General features: G+C 78.3%; 14 protein-coding genes. 6 read left to right on the forward strand and 8 right to left on the reverse strand.

Annotated features, from left to right (window positions below; genetic code table 11):
- Window positions 1-180, forward strand: a 180-nt coding sequence (locus VGB14_13695; GenBank protein ID HEX9993977.1) for a diguanylate cyclase, incomplete at its 5' end; no start/stop codon positions are given.
- Complete coding sequence (locus VGB14_13700) at window positions 177-599, forward strand: DUF3052 family protein (protein HEX9993978.1); 423 nt, start codon at window positions 177-179, stop codon at window positions 597-599. The genes VGB14_13695 and VGB14_13700, both read left to right, overlap by 4 nt.
- Window positions 600-614: 15 nt before the next feature.
- Here VGB14_13700 and VGB14_13705 read toward each other — a convergent pair whose 3' ends face one another.
- From VGB14_13705 to VGB14_13720, 4 genes are all read right to left on the reverse strand, one after another.
- On the reverse strand, window positions 615-1895 hold the full coding sequence (locus tag VGB14_13705) for an NAD(P)/FAD-dependent oxidoreductase (GenBank protein HEX9993979.1): 1281 nt from the start codon (window positions 1893-1895) through the stop codon (window positions 615-617).
- Entirely contained in the window at window positions 1874-2653 is a 780-nt protein-coding gene (locus tag VGB14_13710) for a DNA-formamidopyrimidine glycosylase family protein (GenBank protein HEX9993980.1), read from the reverse strand. The genes VGB14_13705 and VGB14_13710 overlap by 22 nt, the downstream gene beginning before the upstream one ends.
- Before the next feature lie 147 nt (window positions 2654-2800).
- Window positions 2801-3259, reverse strand: coding sequence for a hypothetical protein (locus VGB14_13715; GenBank protein ID HEX9993981.1), 459 nt, complete (start codon window positions 3257-3259; stop codon window positions 2801-2803).
- Window positions 3256-5148, reverse strand: a complete 1893-nt coding sequence (locus VGB14_13720) for a hypothetical protein (GenBank protein HEX9993982.1) — start codon at window positions 5146-5148, stop codon at window positions 3256-3258. The genes VGB14_13715 and VGB14_13720 overlap by 4 nt, the downstream gene beginning before the upstream one ends.
- Window positions 5149-5311: 163 nt before the next feature.
- On the opposite strand from VGB14_13720, the gene VGB14_13725 reads away from it, so the two are divergent.
- Genes VGB14_13725 through VGB14_13735 form a run of 3 tightly spaced genes read left to right on the forward strand, consistent with a single transcriptional unit; the run spans window position 5312 to window position 9788 of the window.
- Window positions 5312-7417: a glycosyltransferase gene (locus VGB14_13725; GenBank protein ID HEX9993983.1), complete on the forward strand. Its 2106-nt coding sequence runs from the start codon at window positions 5312-5314 to the stop codon at window positions 7415-7417.
- Entirely contained in the window at window positions 7414-8703 is a 1290-nt protein-coding gene (locus VGB14_13730; protein HEX9993984.1) for a hypothetical protein, read from the forward strand. The genes VGB14_13725 and VGB14_13730 overlap by 4 nt, the downstream gene beginning before the upstream one ends.
- Window positions 8703-9788 carry a glycosyltransferase gene (locus VGB14_13735; protein HEX9993985.1) on the forward strand — a complete coding sequence of 362 codons (1086 nt, stop codon included), beginning with the start codon at window positions 8703-8705 and terminating at the stop codon, window positions 9786-9788. The genes VGB14_13730 and VGB14_13735 overlap by 1 nt, the downstream gene beginning before the upstream one ends.
- Window positions 9789-9805: 17 nt before the next feature.
- Here VGB14_13735 and VGB14_13740 read toward each other — a convergent pair whose 3' ends face one another.
- A complete protein-coding gene (locus VGB14_13740) occupies window positions 9806-10528 on the reverse strand; it encodes a methyltransferase domain-containing protein (protein HEX9993986.1) in 723 nt (240 codons plus the stop codon).
- A gap of 36 nt (window positions 10529-10564) precedes the next feature.
- On the opposite strand from VGB14_13740, the gene VGB14_13745 reads away from it, so the two are divergent.
- The gene (locus VGB14_13745) at window positions 10565-11476 is read left to right on the forward strand and encodes a sulfotransferase (GenBank protein ID HEX9993987.1); all 912 of its coding nucleotides are present in this window, start codon (window positions 10565-10567) and stop codon (window positions 11474-11476) included.
- Here the strand turns inward: VGB14_13745 and VGB14_13750 are convergent.
- The 3 genes from VGB14_13750 to VGB14_13760 all read right to left on the reverse strand — a co-directional run.
- The gene (locus VGB14_13750; GenBank protein ID HEX9993988.1) at window positions 11452-12687 is read right to left on the reverse strand and encodes an acyltransferase; all 1236 of its coding nucleotides are present in this window, start codon (window positions 12685-12687) and stop codon (window positions 11452-11454) included. The two genes, VGB14_13745 and VGB14_13750, sit on opposite strands and share 25 nt — an antisense overlap.
- A 376-nt stretch (window positions 12688-13063) precedes the next feature.
- Window positions 13064-13789, reverse strand: coding sequence for a hypothetical protein (locus VGB14_13755; protein HEX9993989.1), 726 nt, complete (start codon window positions 13787-13789; stop codon window positions 13064-13066).
- Window positions 13768-14545, reverse strand: a 778-nt coding sequence (locus tag VGB14_13760; protein ID HEX9993990.1) for a hypothetical protein, incomplete at its 5' end; no start/stop codon positions are given. The genes VGB14_13755 and VGB14_13760, both read right to left, overlap by 22 nt.

Here is a 14545-nt window from a genome sequence, read left to right on the forward strand (position 1 = left end):
CTGATCGCCCAGCGGGTCACCGACGCGCTGTCCGAGCCCGTCGACCTCGACGGCGTGGTGGTCGACCCGTCGGCCAGCGTGGGCGTGTCGGTCACGGTGGACGGCGAGGCCGAGGCCGAGGTGCTGCTGCGGCGAGCCGACCGGGCCATGTACCGGGTCAAGCACGGCAAGGCGAGATGACGCCGGCGGGGTACTCCGGCACCCCGCTGCCGAGGAAGCTCGGCATCAAGGAGGGCTCGACGCTCGCCCTCCTCGGCGCCCCCGACGGCCTGGCCGCGCTGCTCGAGCCGCTGCCCGCCGGCGTCCTGCTGCGCCGGTCGACGAGGGGCACGGCCGACGTGATCCTGCTGTTCACCACGTCGCGGGACGACCTGGCCCGCCGCCTCCCGGCCGCCCAGCGGGCCCTGCACCCCGACGGCGGCCTGTGGGTGGCGTGGCCGAAGAAGGCGTCCGGCGTGGCGACCGACCTCACCGAGAACGTCGTGCGCGAGCTCGGCCTCGCCGCCGGCCTGGTCGACAACAAGGTCTGCGCCATCGACGAGACGTGGTCGGGCCTGCGCCTCGTCGTCCGCCTGGCCGACCGCCCGGCCCGACGCTGACGGGCGGCGACCCGGTCAGGGGCGCGGTTCGACCGGCTGCTCGAGGATCAGGCGGGGGCCGCGGTCGTAGGTGAGGTAGTTCCAGGCCCAGTTCACGAGCACCGACGTGCGGTTGCGGAAGCCGATGACCCGGAGCAGGTGGAGGCGCAGCCAGGCCAGCCAGCCGAGCGTCCCGGTCAGCTGGAGGCCCCGCGGCAGCTGGGCGACGCCGGCCCGGCGGCCGATCGTCGCCATCATCCCCTCGTCCCGGTAGCGGAACGGCTCGGTCGGCCGGCCGGCCACCCGGGCGGCCACCTGGCGGGCCACGTGCTCGCCGGCCTGGATGGCGACCGGCGCCATCTGGGGCAGCAGGTCCCCCGCCGTGTCGCGGGCGGCGGCCAGGTCGCCGGCCACGAACGCGTCCGGCCGGCCGGGCAGGGACAGGTCGGCCTCGACCACCACCCGGCCGCCGGGACCGAGCGGCGCGCCGAGCGCCTCGCCGAGCGGCCCGGCCCGCACGCCGGCCGCCCACACGACGGTGGCGGCCGGGATGGCCTCGCCCGAGGCCAGCACGACCCGGTCGGGGGCCACCTCGGCCACCCGCTCGGCGAGGCGCACCTCCACGCCCCTCGCCTCGAGGGTGGCGAGGGCGTGGCGCTGCGACCGGGCGGCGAAGGGCGGCAGCACCGCGTCGCGGGCCTCCACGAGCACGACGCGCGCCTCGTCCAGGTCGAGGGCCGGGAAGTCCTTGCGCAGCACGCTGTCCCGCAGCTCGACCAGCGCGCCGGACAGCTCCACGCCGGTCGGGCCGGCGCCGATCACCACGACCGTCGTGCACCCCTCGGGCGCCTCGGGGTCGGCGTCGGCCGCCTCGAACCGGGACAGCAGGTGGTTGCGGAGGCGGACGGCGTCGGCCAGCGAGTACAGCGGGAAGGCGTGGCGCTCCGCGCCGGCCACGCCCATCCAGTTCGTCGTCGCCCCGCTGGCCACCACCAGGTGGTCGAACGCGAGCGTGGCGCCGCCGTCGAGCACCACCACCCCGGCGTCCCAGTCGACGGCCACCACCCGGCCCCGGCGGACGGTCACGTCGGTGCGGCCGTGGAAGATGCCCCGCACCGGGAAGGCGACGTCGGCCGGGTTCAGGCCGGCCGTCGCCACCTGGTACAGCAGCGCCTGGAACGTGTGGAAGTTGTTGGCGTCGACCAGGGTGACGTCCACCGGCACGCCGGCCAGGCCCCGCACGACGGCGAGCCCGGCGAACCCGGCGCCGACCACGACGACCCGGCGGCGGCCGGTCACTGCTGGCACTGCGGGCACCAGTAGGTCGTCCTCGCCTGCTCGCCCTGGCGCCGGGCCAGCACGGTGGTGCCACACCGCCGGCAGGCGAGGCCGGCCCGGCCGTACACGGCCAGGCCTCCGGGGACGGTCGTGCGGGGGCCGCCCACCAGGTTGGCCCTGAGCAGGCGGGCGGCCGTGGACAGCAGGGCCCGGCGCTCCTCGACGCTCAGGTCGGCGACGGGGCGGAACGGGTCGAGCCGGCAGGCGAACAGCGCCTCGCTCTTGTAGACGTTGCCGACGCCGCAGGCCACCCGCTGGTCGAGCAGGACGGCGCCGACCTCGTCGCCGGGGCCGGCGACCTCGGCCATGCGCCGCACGGCCTCGTCGAGGTCGGCGTCGGCCCGGCACAGGTCGGGCCCGAGGTGGCCGAGCAGCGGGCCGCCGGGCGGCTCGGTGCGCACCAGGCGCACGACGGGGGCCGAGAAGCACACGGCCACCCAGCCGTCGACGCCGACCACCGCCCTCGCCAGGTGGGCGCCCCGCTGCCAGCGCTCGCCCTCCCGGTAGAGGTGCCAGCTGCCGCTCATCCGCAGGTGGGTCTGGAGGGTCAGCCCGTCGGCGAAGTGGACGAGCAGGTGCTTGCCCCTGGCCTCGACGCCGGCCACGGCCACCCCCACCCGGGGCCGGCCGGCGGCCTCGCCCTCCAGTCGGGGCGCCTCGAAGCGGCGCACGACCCGGCCCTCGAGCGCCGGTCGCAGCCGGGCCGCCGTGCGGTGGATCGTGTCGCCCTCGGGCACCCGTCCAGGCTAGGGCGGGGTGGCGGCCGCGCCCGGGGTCGGCCCAACGCGGGCCGGGGCCGGGTCAGGCCGGGACGGTCTGGCGACGGCGGCGGGCGCCGTACAGGGGCCGCGCCTGAGGTCGGCCCGGCGCGGGCCGGGGCCGGGTCAGGCGGGGACGGTCTGGCGGCGGCGGAGGCGGGCGCCGTAGAGGGCGGCCGCGCCCAGCACGATGAGGGCGGCGCCGATGCCGACGATCAGCCCCGTGCGGTCCGACGAGCCGGTGATCGGCAGGGTGCCGCTGGCCACGACGTTCAGGGTCAGGGTGAGGACCACGCCGCCCGAGCACGTGGCGGTCAGGGTGTGGAGGCCGAGGCTCGTGTCCGGCGGGATCTGGACCGTCGCCGTGAAGCTGCCGTCGGCGTCGGCGGTGACGACCTTCAGGGTCTCGCCGTCGAGGGCGATGACGACCTCGTCGCCCGGAGCGCACCCGGTGCCGCTGACCTCGATGACCTCGCCCGGCGAGACCGTGATCGGCTCACCGTAGCCCTGGGCCCCCGCGGGCGACGCGGCGGCCAGCGCGAGCAGCACCGTGAGCAACGCTGCGATGACCGGCTTTCGCGTCACCTGATCCCTTTCCACACCAGATAGTTGCCAGAAGGTAACCCGCTGCGGTCACCGATGTCCACCACCCTCCCCCGCCGGGCCGCCGACCAACCCGCCAGCCCGCCGGCCAGGAGCACGGCGGCCGAGCCGCCGGCGACGGGCACCGCCGGCCAGTACCAGACGGGCCCCGTGCCGGGCGGGAGGTCGACCAGGCCGCCGGGCGCGGCGGCCGCCCCGTCCCAGCCCCGGAGCCACCCCGGCGCCCACGGGTGGGCCCAGCGGCCGCCCTCGGGGGCGCTGACCTTCCACAGCGGGGAGATCACCGGGTCGCCGGCGACCGCCGGGCCGGGCCAGCCGTCCACGCCGTACAGGTCGGCCGACGCCGTGCGCAGTCGAGCGGTGAGCCCCGGGTCGTCGTCGACGGCCGCGTACGCCCGCCAGTCGGCCTCGTGGAGCAGCACCACCCAGCGGACCCCCCTCGCGAGCAGGGCGCCGGCCACCGGCCGGCCTCGCCGCAAGCCCTCGACCACCTCCTCCATGCCGTCGCCCCGGGGGTCGACCTGCTCCTGGCGGGGCACCCCGAAGCCGGGGTCGTAGCTCGACAGCACGTCGCCGCCGAGGTAGTCGGGCAGGGGGTCGAGCACGGCCCGGCCCCCGGCGAAGCCGAGCGAGAGGTACTCGTGCCAGGGCAGGGCGAGGACGGTGCCGGGCTCGGCCCGGACGGCGTCGCGGACGGTGGACCACCCGGCGGGCAGGTCGACCGGCTCCAGGCGGCCGTCCGCCCCCCACAGGCCGGGCGCAGCGGCGACGAGGGCGGCGGCGAGGGGCAGGGCGGCGGCCGCCTCGGCCAGCGCCGGCCGGGCCGACCGCAGCGAGGCGGCCACCCTCGCCGCCCCGATCGCCGCCGCCGGGCACAGCCAGACGAGCGCCAGGGCCAGCATCCGGTGGCTGTCCCGGAACGGCGCGCCGACGGCCGTCTCGGTGAGCGAGCGGTACGGCCCGCGGACGCCGGGCAGGCCGCTGGCCAGGGCGAGGGCCAGGCCCAGCGCGGCCAGCACCGCGCCCCGCCGACCCCAGGGCGCGGGCAGCGACCGCCACCCGGCGACGGCGAGGGCGACGAGCGCGGCGCCGACGACCACCAGCGCGCCGCCCCCGCCGACCTGGCTCCCCTCCCGCCAGAACCCGTCGCCGGCCAGCACCCCGAGGGGCCCGAGCGGGCCGCCCACCCTCGTGGCGAACGCGTCGGCGCCGGTCACCTCCGCCCCGCCGGCCAGCACGGCGACCGCCGGCAGCAGCCACGGCGCCTGGGCGACGACGGCCAGCACGACGACGGCGACGGCCCGCCGCCCCCGCTCGCCCACGAGGCCGACGGCGAGCGCGGGCAGGGCCAGCGCGCCCCCCGCCGGGCCGGCGACGGCGAGGGCCACGAGCCAGGCGAACGTGGCCCGCAGCAGCGCCGAGGGGGCGAGCAGGCGGGGCAGGGCCCAGGGCAGCACGGCCAGGGCCACCAGCACGTTGAGGTGGCCGGCGGCGATCCTGGTGACGGCGAAGGGCCCGGCCGCGTACAGCAGGCCGGCGCCCAGCCGGGCCGGCAGCGGGGCGGCGGCGGCCAGGCGGGCGGCGCCGGCGAACGCGGCGGCCACGGCCACCACGATGAGCGCCTTGCCGGTCGCCGGCCCGCCGGCCACCGACGACACCCAGGCCAGCGGCACCGACAGCGGCACCCGCTGGGGCAGGGGCGGCCCGAGCCCCCAGACGCCGGGCGGCACCGGGATGCGGGGGGTGAGGACGAGGTCCAGGCTGAGCAGCGAGCCGGGGCCCAGGCCGGGGCCGAGCACGAGCGCCCCGGTGGCCAGGCCGGCGAGCCAGGGGACGGCGGCGTCGAGGAGGCGCTTCCGGCCCGTCGGCACGCCGCCGATGGTGACACGGTGGCCGCGACCTTGTTACCGGCCGGTCTAGGATCGGCGCCGGTCGTCGGACGGCGAGGGGTTGGGGCACGGGCCGTCCCAGGGGAGGGATCGTCGGAGCGTCACGCGCGTTGAGCACCACAGCCGGCCCACGAGGACGGGCCTGATGCGCATCCTGTTCGTCGCCTGGCGCGACCTCGCGAACCCCCTCGCCGGCGGTTCCGAGATCCTCGTCGACCGCCTGGCCGGCGGCCTCGTCGAGCGCGGCCACGACGTCGCCCTGCTCTGCGCGGCGCCGGCCGAGCCGCGCGCCTACCGGGTCGTCACCAACGGCGGCCAGCACACCCAGTACCTGCTCGCGCCGTTCCGGTACGCCGGCGGGTTCCGGGACCGCGACCTCGTGGTCGACGTGGCCAACGGCATGGCCTTCTTCACCCCGCTGTGGCGCAGGGGGCCGTCGGTGTGCTTCGTCAACCACGTGCACACCGAGCAGTGGGCGCAGTGGTTCCCCCGCCCGGTCGCCGCCGTCGGCCGCGAGCTCGAGCGGCGGGCCATGCCCTTCGCCTACCGGAACCGGCTGTTCGTCGCCGTGTCGCCGTCGACGGCCGAGTCGCTGCACCGGCTCGGCGTCCCGCCCGAGCAGGTCCGCATCGTCATCAACGGGGTCGACCCGCCGGCCGTCGTCGCGCCGGAGTCGCCCGAGCCGCTGTTCCTCGCCCTCGGCCGCCTGGTCCCCCACAAGCGCTTCGACCTCCTGCTGCGCCTCTGGGAGCGCGTCCGCCCGGTGACCGGCGGCCGCCTCGTGATCGCCGGCGACGGGCCCGAGCGGGCGACCCTGAAGGCGCTGGCCGGCGAGGGCGTCGAGGTGCTCGGCCGGGTGGACGACGCCACCAAGGAGCGGCTGCTCGGCGAGGCCTGGATGCTGCTCCACCCGGCCATGCACGAGGGCTGGGGGCTGGTCGTGGCCGAGGCCGCCGCCGCCCGCACGCCGACGATCGGCTTCCGGGTGCCCGGCGTGCGGGACTCGGTGGTCGACGGGGTGACCGGGATGCTGGTCGACACCGAGGAGCAGTTCCTCGACCGGTGGCTGGCCGTCGCCGCCGACGCCCGGCTCCGGGCCGACCTCGGGGCGGCCGCGCAGCGGCGCGCCGGCCGGTTCACCTGGGACGCCACCGTCGACCGCTTCGTCGAGGTCGCCCACGAGGCCATCGCCCGCCACCACGCGCCGGCCGCCGCGTCGCGCCCGGCCCGGCCGGTCACGCTCACGACCCGGCCCCGCGCCGTCGCCGGCCCGCCGCTGTCGATCGTGGTCCCCGCCTACAACGAGGCCAGGCGCCTGCCGTGGTCGCTGCCGGCCCTCGCCGGGGTGGTGCGCCGGGAGCGGGCCGAGCTCATCGTGGTCGACGACGGCAGCACCGACGGGACCGCCCTCGTCGCCACCCGCCTCCTCCGCGACCTCCCGGGCGCCTCGGTCGTGTCGCTGCCCGGCCACCGGGGCAAGGGCGCGGCCGTCCGGTCCGGCGTCGCCAGGGCCACCGGCGCGGTCATCGCCTACATGGACGCCGACCTGGCCGCCGACGTGGACGGCCTGCCCCGCCTGGTCGCCGCGCTCGACGGCGCGCACGTCAGCGTCGGGTCCAGGGCGGCGCCGGGCAGCGTGGTCACCGGCATGAGCCTGCGCCGCACGGCCATGGAGAAGGGGTTCAACGCGCTGACGAGGGCGCTCACCGACCTCGACCTGCGCGACACCCAGTGCGGGTTCAAGGCGTTCCGGGCGCCGGCAGCCAAGCTGCTGTTCCACCTCTCCCAGGAGGACGGGCTGGCCTTCGACGTCGAGCTGCTCGCCCTCGCGTCGCGCATCGGCTACCGGGTCGCCGAGGTGCCGGTGCGGTGGGAGGCGGTGCGGGGCAGCCACGTCCGCATGCCGGCCGACTCCGTCGCCATGGCCCGCAGCGTCGGGCGCATCTGGCTGAAGTCCCGGCCGCCCGGGGTGCTGGCCTCGATCGTCGCCCGCTGCCGGCGGGACCGGGCGACCGGCGCCGAGCTGGCCGAGGGCCTCCGGGTCCACCTCGACCTGGCCACCCCGGTGCTGCCCCTGCCGTCCGGGGCGATGGCCCTGCTGCCGTTCGTGACCCCGGCCGACTCCGGCGAGATCGCCGCCGACCTCGCCGCCCGGCTGCCCGACGTGGACGTGCGACCGGCCGTGCTCGCCGCCAACGAGCTGTTCGACCCGGCCGCCGCCCACCTCCGCGCCGCCCTCGCCACCGCATGACCGAGCCGACGACGGCGCCGGGCCACGTCGTGCGGGGCTCGGCCTGGATGGGCGTGAGCGTGGCCGTCGGGGCGGTGACCGGCGCCGCCTTCTGGCTGGTCGCCGCCCGCCTGTACCGGGCCGACCAGGTGGGCAACGCGTCCGCGCTGTTCACCTCGGTGATGTTCGTGAACTACGCCACCACCCTCGGCCTGCCGGTGGCCACGGCGGCGTTCGCGGCCGACGACTCGGACCGCTCCAGCGTGCTGTTCACCTGGGCGCTGGTCCTCACGACGGTCACGTCGCTGGCCGGCGGCGCCCTCTACCTGGCCGCCGTCGACCCCGCCGCCGCCCACGTCCTGCGCTGGTGGGGCGACCCGGTCGGCACGGCGATCTTCGCCCTCGTGGTGGCGGGCACGTCGCTCGCCATCCTCAACGACGTCCGCCTCGTCGCCGCCCGGCGGTGGGGGTGGGTGCTGGCCCGCTACGCCGCCGTCGGCCTCCTGCGCTTCCCGCTGCTGTGGACCCCGCTCGGCGGCAGCGGCGCGCTCTGGGTCTTCCTCCTCGGCGCCGGCGCGCCGGCGGCCAGCGGGTGGCTCGGGTGCCTCGTCGTCAACCGGCTGGCCCCCGGCCGGTTCGCGCTCGGCCCGCTGCCCGACGTGGCCCGGCGGGCGGCCCGCTACGCGACCGTGAACTACGCCTCGATGCTGGCCGCGTACGCGCCGACGTTCGCCGTCCCGGTCCTCGTGCTGGTGAACGTGCCGGCGGCCGAGAACGCCAGGTTCTTCGTGGCCTGGAGCGTCGCCGCCGTCGCCGCCCTGCTCCCCCAGACGATCGGCCAGGTGCTGCTGGTCGAGGGGGGCAAGGCCACCGACGGGGTGGCCGGCCACGTGCGCACCGCGCTGGGCCTGGCCGTCGGCGTGATGGCCGCCGCCCTCGTGGTCACCGCCGTCCTCGGCCGGTGGGCCATGGGGCTCTACGGCGCGGGCTACGCCGACGCCGCCGGCCTCCTCCTGCCCCTCGTCGCCGCCGGCGTGCCCTGGGCGTTGACCAGCGTGCTGCTCTCCGAGGCCCGCCTGCACCACGACCACGCCCGCACGGTCGCCATCACGGCGGTGCTGGCGCTCGCCATCCTCGTCCCCGCCCTCGTCCTCGTCCCCCGCTCGGGCGCCGAGGGGGCGGCGGCGGCGTGGTTCTGGGGCCAGCTCGGCGCGGCCGCGTTCGCCGTCGCCGTCCGCCGCCGGTCCCCCCGGGCGGCGCCCCGGCCGGTGGCCGTCGTCGCCGCGGAGCCCGTCGGAGCGGCCTGATGCGGGCGGTCCTCTGCCTGCCGCCGGCCCGGACCAGCAACGAGTACGACCTCGTGCGGGCCATGCCGGCCACCGACCTCACCGTCGTGGCCGACGGCGAGCGGGCGCCCGGCGACCGCACCGTCGTCCTGCCCGTCCGCCGGCTCCCCCTCCTCGGCGGGCACGAGGGGTGGACGGCGGCCGTCGCCTGGCTGCGGGGCCTGTCGTCGCTCGACGGCCGGCCGGCCGACGTGGTCGTCTCCCTCGAGGCGTTCTCGTTCGGCACCGCCCAGGCCGCCCGCCTCGCCCGCCGGCTGCGGGCGCCGCACGCCGTGCTCGTGTTCGAGACGCTCACCACGATGCCCCTCTACCGGGTGCCGCCGTGGCGGCCGATCCTGCGCCGCACCCTGCGGCGGGCGGACTGCTTCGTCGGGTTCTCGCAGAAGGCCGTCGACCACCTCGTCGCCATGGGCGCGCCGGCCGAGCGGTGCGCGGTCGTCCACCCCGGGGTCGACACCGACCGCTTCCGCCCGGCGCCCGTCCTCGAGCCGGGGCCCGAGGTGCTGTTCGTCGGCATGCTGCGGGCCAACTGGGGCGCCGACAAGGGCGTGCACGACCTGGTGGCGGCGGCCGAGCGGCTGGCGCCCGAGGTCGACGGCTTCCGGCTGACGATGGTCGGCGACGGTCACCTCCGGCCCGCGCTCGAGGCTCGGGCGGCGACGGCCCCGTGGCTGCGGGTCGCCGGCCGGCGGCCCCGGGCCGAGATCCCCGACGTCCTCCGGGCCGGTCGGGTGCTCGTGCTCCCGTCGAAGACCACGCCGAAGTGGGAGGAGCAGTTCGGGTTCGTGCTGGTCGAGGCCATGGCCTGCGGGCTGCCGGTGGTCGCCACCCGGTCCGGCGTGATCCCCGAGGTCGTGCCGCCCTGGAACCCGCTCGTGCCCGAGGGCGACCCGGCGGCCCTGGCCGAGGGCATCCGCGCCGCGCTCGGGCCGGACGGCGAGGCGTGGGGCCGGCGCAACCGGGAGCACGTGCTCGAGCGCTTCGACCTCACCCAGCAGGCCAAGCACCTGCGCGACGTGCTGGGCGACCTCGTCGCCGGGCGGTGACGGGGCCGGCCGGGGGCTCAGCCGGGCCGGCGGGCGGCCACGAGGAGGCCGGCGGCGACCTCGGGCCAGCGGGCCAGGAGGCGGTCGAGGGGCCGGGCCGGGCGGGGCACGTCGTGGTAGGGGGCGCCGGCCAGGGTGAGGTCGGCGAAGCCGGCGTCGGCCAGGAAGGCGACGAGGGCCCGGCGGGTGAACAGGCGCAGGTGGCCGACGACCTCGGTCCCGGGGCGGCCGTAGACCCTGGTCGTGCTGACCTCGGAGAAGGCGGGCTGGACGCCGGCCAGCAGCAGGACGCGGTTGAACCAGGCGGCCAGGTTCGGGGTGGTGACGAGGAACCAGCCGCCCGGCCGCAGCACCCGGCGGGCCTCGGCGACGGCGTGGTCGGTGTCGACGAGGTGCTCGATCACCTCGGTCAGCACGACGAGGTCGAAGGCGGCGTCGGGGAAGGGCAGGTCGGCCCCGTCGAGCAGGGCCTGCACGGGGAGGACGCCGGCGTCGGCCGCCTTGGTGAGGGCCGGCGCGGCCCAGTCGAGCCCGACGGGTCGGTCGACGCCGAGGGCGGCGGCGAGGGCGGCGGTGTTCTCGCCGGCACCGCAGCCGAGGTCGAGCATCCGCAGGCCCGACCGGTCGGAGGGGAGCACCCGGCGGAGGAGCCCGGCCCTGGCCGCGACCTGGTCGGGGCGGGCCGCCCAGGCGAAGGACGGGTCGTCGAACAGGCGCCGGAGCGCGTCGGGTCGCGGCATGCGGAGGGGGGCCCCGAAGGGGTCCGCGTACTGTACCTGGCGGGCACCGGGCGCTGCGGGAGCACGCTCCTCGACCGGCTCCTCGGCCAGGCGCCCGGCGTGTTCGCCGGCGGCGAGATCTGGCACGTGTGGGAGCGGGCCGTGCTGGCCGGGGGGCGGTGCGGCTGCGGCCGCCCGTTCCGGGCCTGCCCGGTGTGGTCGGCGGTGTTCGCCGCCGGGTTCGGCGGGGTCGACGACGAGCTCGCCCGCACCATGGTCGACCGCTACCGCCACATGCGGACCCGGCACGTGCCGATGGCGGCCAACCGCTGGGCCTGGCGGGTGCTGCTGGCCCGCACCGACCCCTACGCGCCCACCCTGCAGCGGCTGTACACGGCGATCGCGCTGGCGACCGGCGCCCGACTGGTGGTCGACGCGTCCAAGGACCCGCTCTACGGCCTCGTGCTGCGGAGCCGGCGGCCGGCCGTCGACGTGCGGGTCGTCCACCTCGTCCGCGACCCGCGGGCGGCGGCGTACTCGTGGACCCGGCAGAAGCGGGAGTGGGGCTACGACGGCGAGTCGTTCATGCCGACCTACCGCCCGGCCATGAGCACGACGACGTGGGCCGTGCTGAACGAGACGGCCGCCGCCTTCGGCCGCCGCCACCCCGACCGCTACCTGCTCGTGCGCTACGAGGACCTGGCCGCCGAGCCCCGGTCGACCGTCGACCGCATCGGCCGGTTCGCCGGCGTCGACTTCGGCGGGGCGTTCGTCGGCGACCGCACCGTCGCCCTCGACCCGACCCACAGCGTGTGGGGCAACCCCGACCGGTTCGGCCACGCCGACGTCACCTTCCGGGTGGACGAGGAGTGGCGGTCGGCCATGCGCCGGCGGGACGGCGCGCTGGTGACGGCGATGACCGTCCCCTGGCTGCGGCGGTGGGGCTACCCGCTGCGGGCCGGCTGGTAGGCGCCCGCGCCGAGGCGGGCGTCGACCCTCGCCCACCACCGGCCGCCGGTGCCGTCGCGCACGGCGGCCGCCGGCCGCTCGACGAGGTAGTAGCTGAGGACGGCCGACGTCAGCGCCAGCAGCAGGCCGACGTAGAGGACCGACCAGAACGTCGCCGGGCCGGGCCCGCCCAGCCAGTCCACGGCCTGGCGCTGCCAGAGCATGTGCCACAGGTAGAGGGCGTAGGACACCTCGGACAGCGCGTGGAGCGGGCGGCTGGCGAGGAGGCGGTGGCCGAGCGCGCCCGCCCGGCCGAACGCGGCCGGCACGACCAGGCACAGGCACACGCCGAGGTACACGAGGTTGCGGGCGACCTGGGTGCCGGGACCGGCCCGGTCGAAGCCGACGGGGAGGTCGAAGCGGCCGAGCGCCCACAGCAGCTCGAGGGCGAGCAGGTAGCAGAGCCACGGCACCCGCCGCATGGCGTCGACGGCCCGCGGCAGGCGCCCGCCGTCGGCCGCCCACACGCTGGCCACGGCGAGCGCCATGCCGAGCCCGAAGTAGTCGGCCTGGGCCGGCAGCCAGGCGTCGCCCACCCCGTGCGGGCCGGTGGCGACGAGGGCCATCCGGAACAGCGGGCCGACGACGAACACGCCGGCCACCACGCACACCTCGGCCCGCAGCCGGGCCTCGTCGCCGGCCCGCCAGAGCGCCGCCGCGAGCGACCGGGCGGCCATGGCGAGCAGCGGCAGGGCCAGGTAGAAGCTCATCTCGGTGCAGAGCGTCCACGCCGGCGGGATGCCCTTCGGCATCAGCTCGGCGTCGTAGATCTGGAGGAAGCCGTACAGCTTCAGGTAGTCGAGGACGCTCCCGACGGGCGGGTGGTCGAACACGAACAGGTAGCCGGTCAGGGCGACCAGGTAGGCCGGGTAGATGCGCAGGAGGCGGCGGCGCAGGAAGCGGCCCGTGCCCGGGCGGGGCCGGCCGGCGAGGTGGGCGGCGACGAAGGGCCGGTAGAGCAGGAAGCCCGACAGGGTGAAGAACATGGCGACGCCGAGGAAGCCGACGTAGCCGGCGCCGAGCAGCCCGGCCGGCCCCTCGGGCACGTGCGCGACGACGATCAGCAGGCAGGCGAGCGCCCGGTAGCCGTCGAGGGCGCGGAACCGGGTGCCGGCGCCGGGGCGGGGATCGGCCGCCGGCCCGCTCTCGGTCCCCACGGCCGCCGCCCCCACCCCGGCAAGCCTACGCGAAGGGGAAGGACCGGCGAGGCCGGCGGGTCGGTGCCGCAGGTGCGCCGGTCGGCGCCTGCCGCCCGGGCGACGACGACGGGCCCGCGCCGCAGCGGCGCTCGTCGACGGCGAGGCCGGCGCCTGTCGCGGCGAGGGCCTGTGCGGCGGCAGGGCCGGCGGGTCGGTGACGCAGGTGCGCCGGTCGGCGGCTGCCGCCCGGGCGACGACGACGGGCCGTTGCGGCGGCTGCGCTCGTCGGCGGGGCCGGCGGGTCGGTGCCGCAGGTGCGCCGGTCGGCGGCTGCCGCCGGGGCGACGGCCGGCCGGCGCCGCAGCGGCGCTCGTCGGCGGCTCAACCTGCGCCGCGGCGGGGCCGGCGGTCAGGGCGGGCCGGCGCCGGGGAGGGGCTCGTCGCCGGCGAGGGCGACGGCGACCTCGTCGAAGCGGGCCTCGCCGGCCTGGGGCCCGGCCACCGTGAGGCCCACCCTGGTCGACCGGTCGGCGGGGAGGCCGTCGACGGTCAGCGCCGGCCGGCCGTTGACGGCGACCGTCACCTCGTCCCCCGAGAGCGCCACCGCGACCTCCGTGCCGTCGGCGACGGCCGACTGCCCGGTCGACCCCCGCACCGTCGGCCGGCCGTCGACCACCTCCACCAGGTTCCAGGTGGCCACCTGGGGCACGGCCACGACCGCCCAGAACCGGCCGGGCCGGGAGTAGGCGAAGGCCAGCCCGGCGCCGTTGCGCACGGCCGACAGGCGGGCGGAGACGGCGACGTCGGGCGAGCCGACGTCGACGAGGGCGAAGCTGCGGGCCGGGGCCGGCGACGACAGGTAGGCGGCCCCGCCGGCGACCCCCCAGCGGCCGCCGCCCTCGACCACCCACGGCCGCCCGGCGAGCGCGCCCAGGCCGTCGGCGGCGTCGGGCCGGTCGAACCCCTCGATCGTCCCGGTGACCTCGATCATCCCCCGCCGCGACCACTCGGGGCCGAGCACGACGGTGAGGGCCACGACGGTGGCCAGCACGCCGGCGACGGCGGCCGCCACCCCCCACCGGAAGCCAGGGGAGAGGCCCGGGCGGGCGCCGGTCACCAGCGGGCCCACACCCACGGGGCGACGGTCGCCAGGGCGACGCCGGCGAGGACGAGCCCACCCGGCCAGCCGGCCCACGCCGCGGCCACCCCGGCGAGGACGACGGCCTCGGGCCGGGCCAGCGCGGCGGCGCCGAGGAGCACCCCGGCGACGACCGGCCGGCGACGACCGGCCAGCACGGCCAGCGCGGCGAGCGCGACGGCGACGGCCACGTCGAAGCGGGTGCCGGCCAGGCCGGCGGCGACGGCCACGGCGACGACGGCCGGCTGGCGGATGCGGCGGGCCAGCGCAGCGGCGGCGACGGCGGCGGCGACGGTGGCGGCCGGCGCCGGGCCGACCGGCGAGAAGGCGGCGACGACGACGGCCAGCGGCGGGTCGGACGGGTCCAGCCCGACCCCGTTCCGGAGAGCGACCGCGGCCGCCTCGAGCCCGGCCGGCATCAGCGACCACGGGGCGACGGCCCTGGCCGCCACCGCCACGACGGCGGCGCCGGCGGCGGCGGCCACGGGCACGGCCCAGGCCGGCGCCGCGCGCCGGGCCCTCGTGACCACGCCGGGCCGGGAGGCCGCCACCGGGCCGGCGGCCAGCGCCGGCGCCCGCTCCCGCACGGCCGCCACGCCGACGGCCATGGCGACGGCCACCCCGGCCAGCGCCCCGGCCGCGGCGGCGATCGGCCGGTCGGCGGCGAAGCCGACGTCGACCGGCACGTCGAGCGGCTCCTCCAGGACGGTGGCGGCGGCGGCCACGGCCAGCAGCCCGGCCGCCGCGTACGCG

This window comes from Acidimicrobiales bacterium (assembly GCA_036399815.1).
In the GTDB taxonomy this organism is placed as follows: Bacteria; Actinomycetota; Acidimicrobiia; order Acidimicrobiales; family DASWMK01; genus DASWMK01.

What these genes read in the sequence shown, in the direction of transcription:
- VGB14_13725 (HEX9993983.1), top strand. Translation starts at nt 5,312, where the DNA reads ATGCGCATCCTGTTCGTCGCCTGGCGCGACCTCGCGAACCCCCTCGCC.
- VGB14_13700 (HEX9993978.1), top strand. Translation starts at nt 177, where the DNA reads ATGACGCCGGCGGGGTACTCCGGCACCCCGCTGCCGAGGAAGCTCGGC.
- VGB14_13740 (HEX9993986.1), bottom strand. Translation starts at nt 10,528, where the DNA reads ATGCCGCGACCCGACGCGCTCCGGCGCCTGTTCGACGACCCGTCCTTC.
- VGB14_13735 (HEX9993985.1), top strand. Translation starts at nt 8,703, where the DNA reads ATGCGGGCGGTCCTCTGCCTGCCGCCGGCCCGGACCAGCAACGAGTAC.
- VGB14_13730 (HEX9993984.1), top strand. Translation starts at nt 7,414, where the DNA reads ATGACCGAGCCGACGACGGCGCCGGGCCACGTCGTGCGGGGCTCGGCC.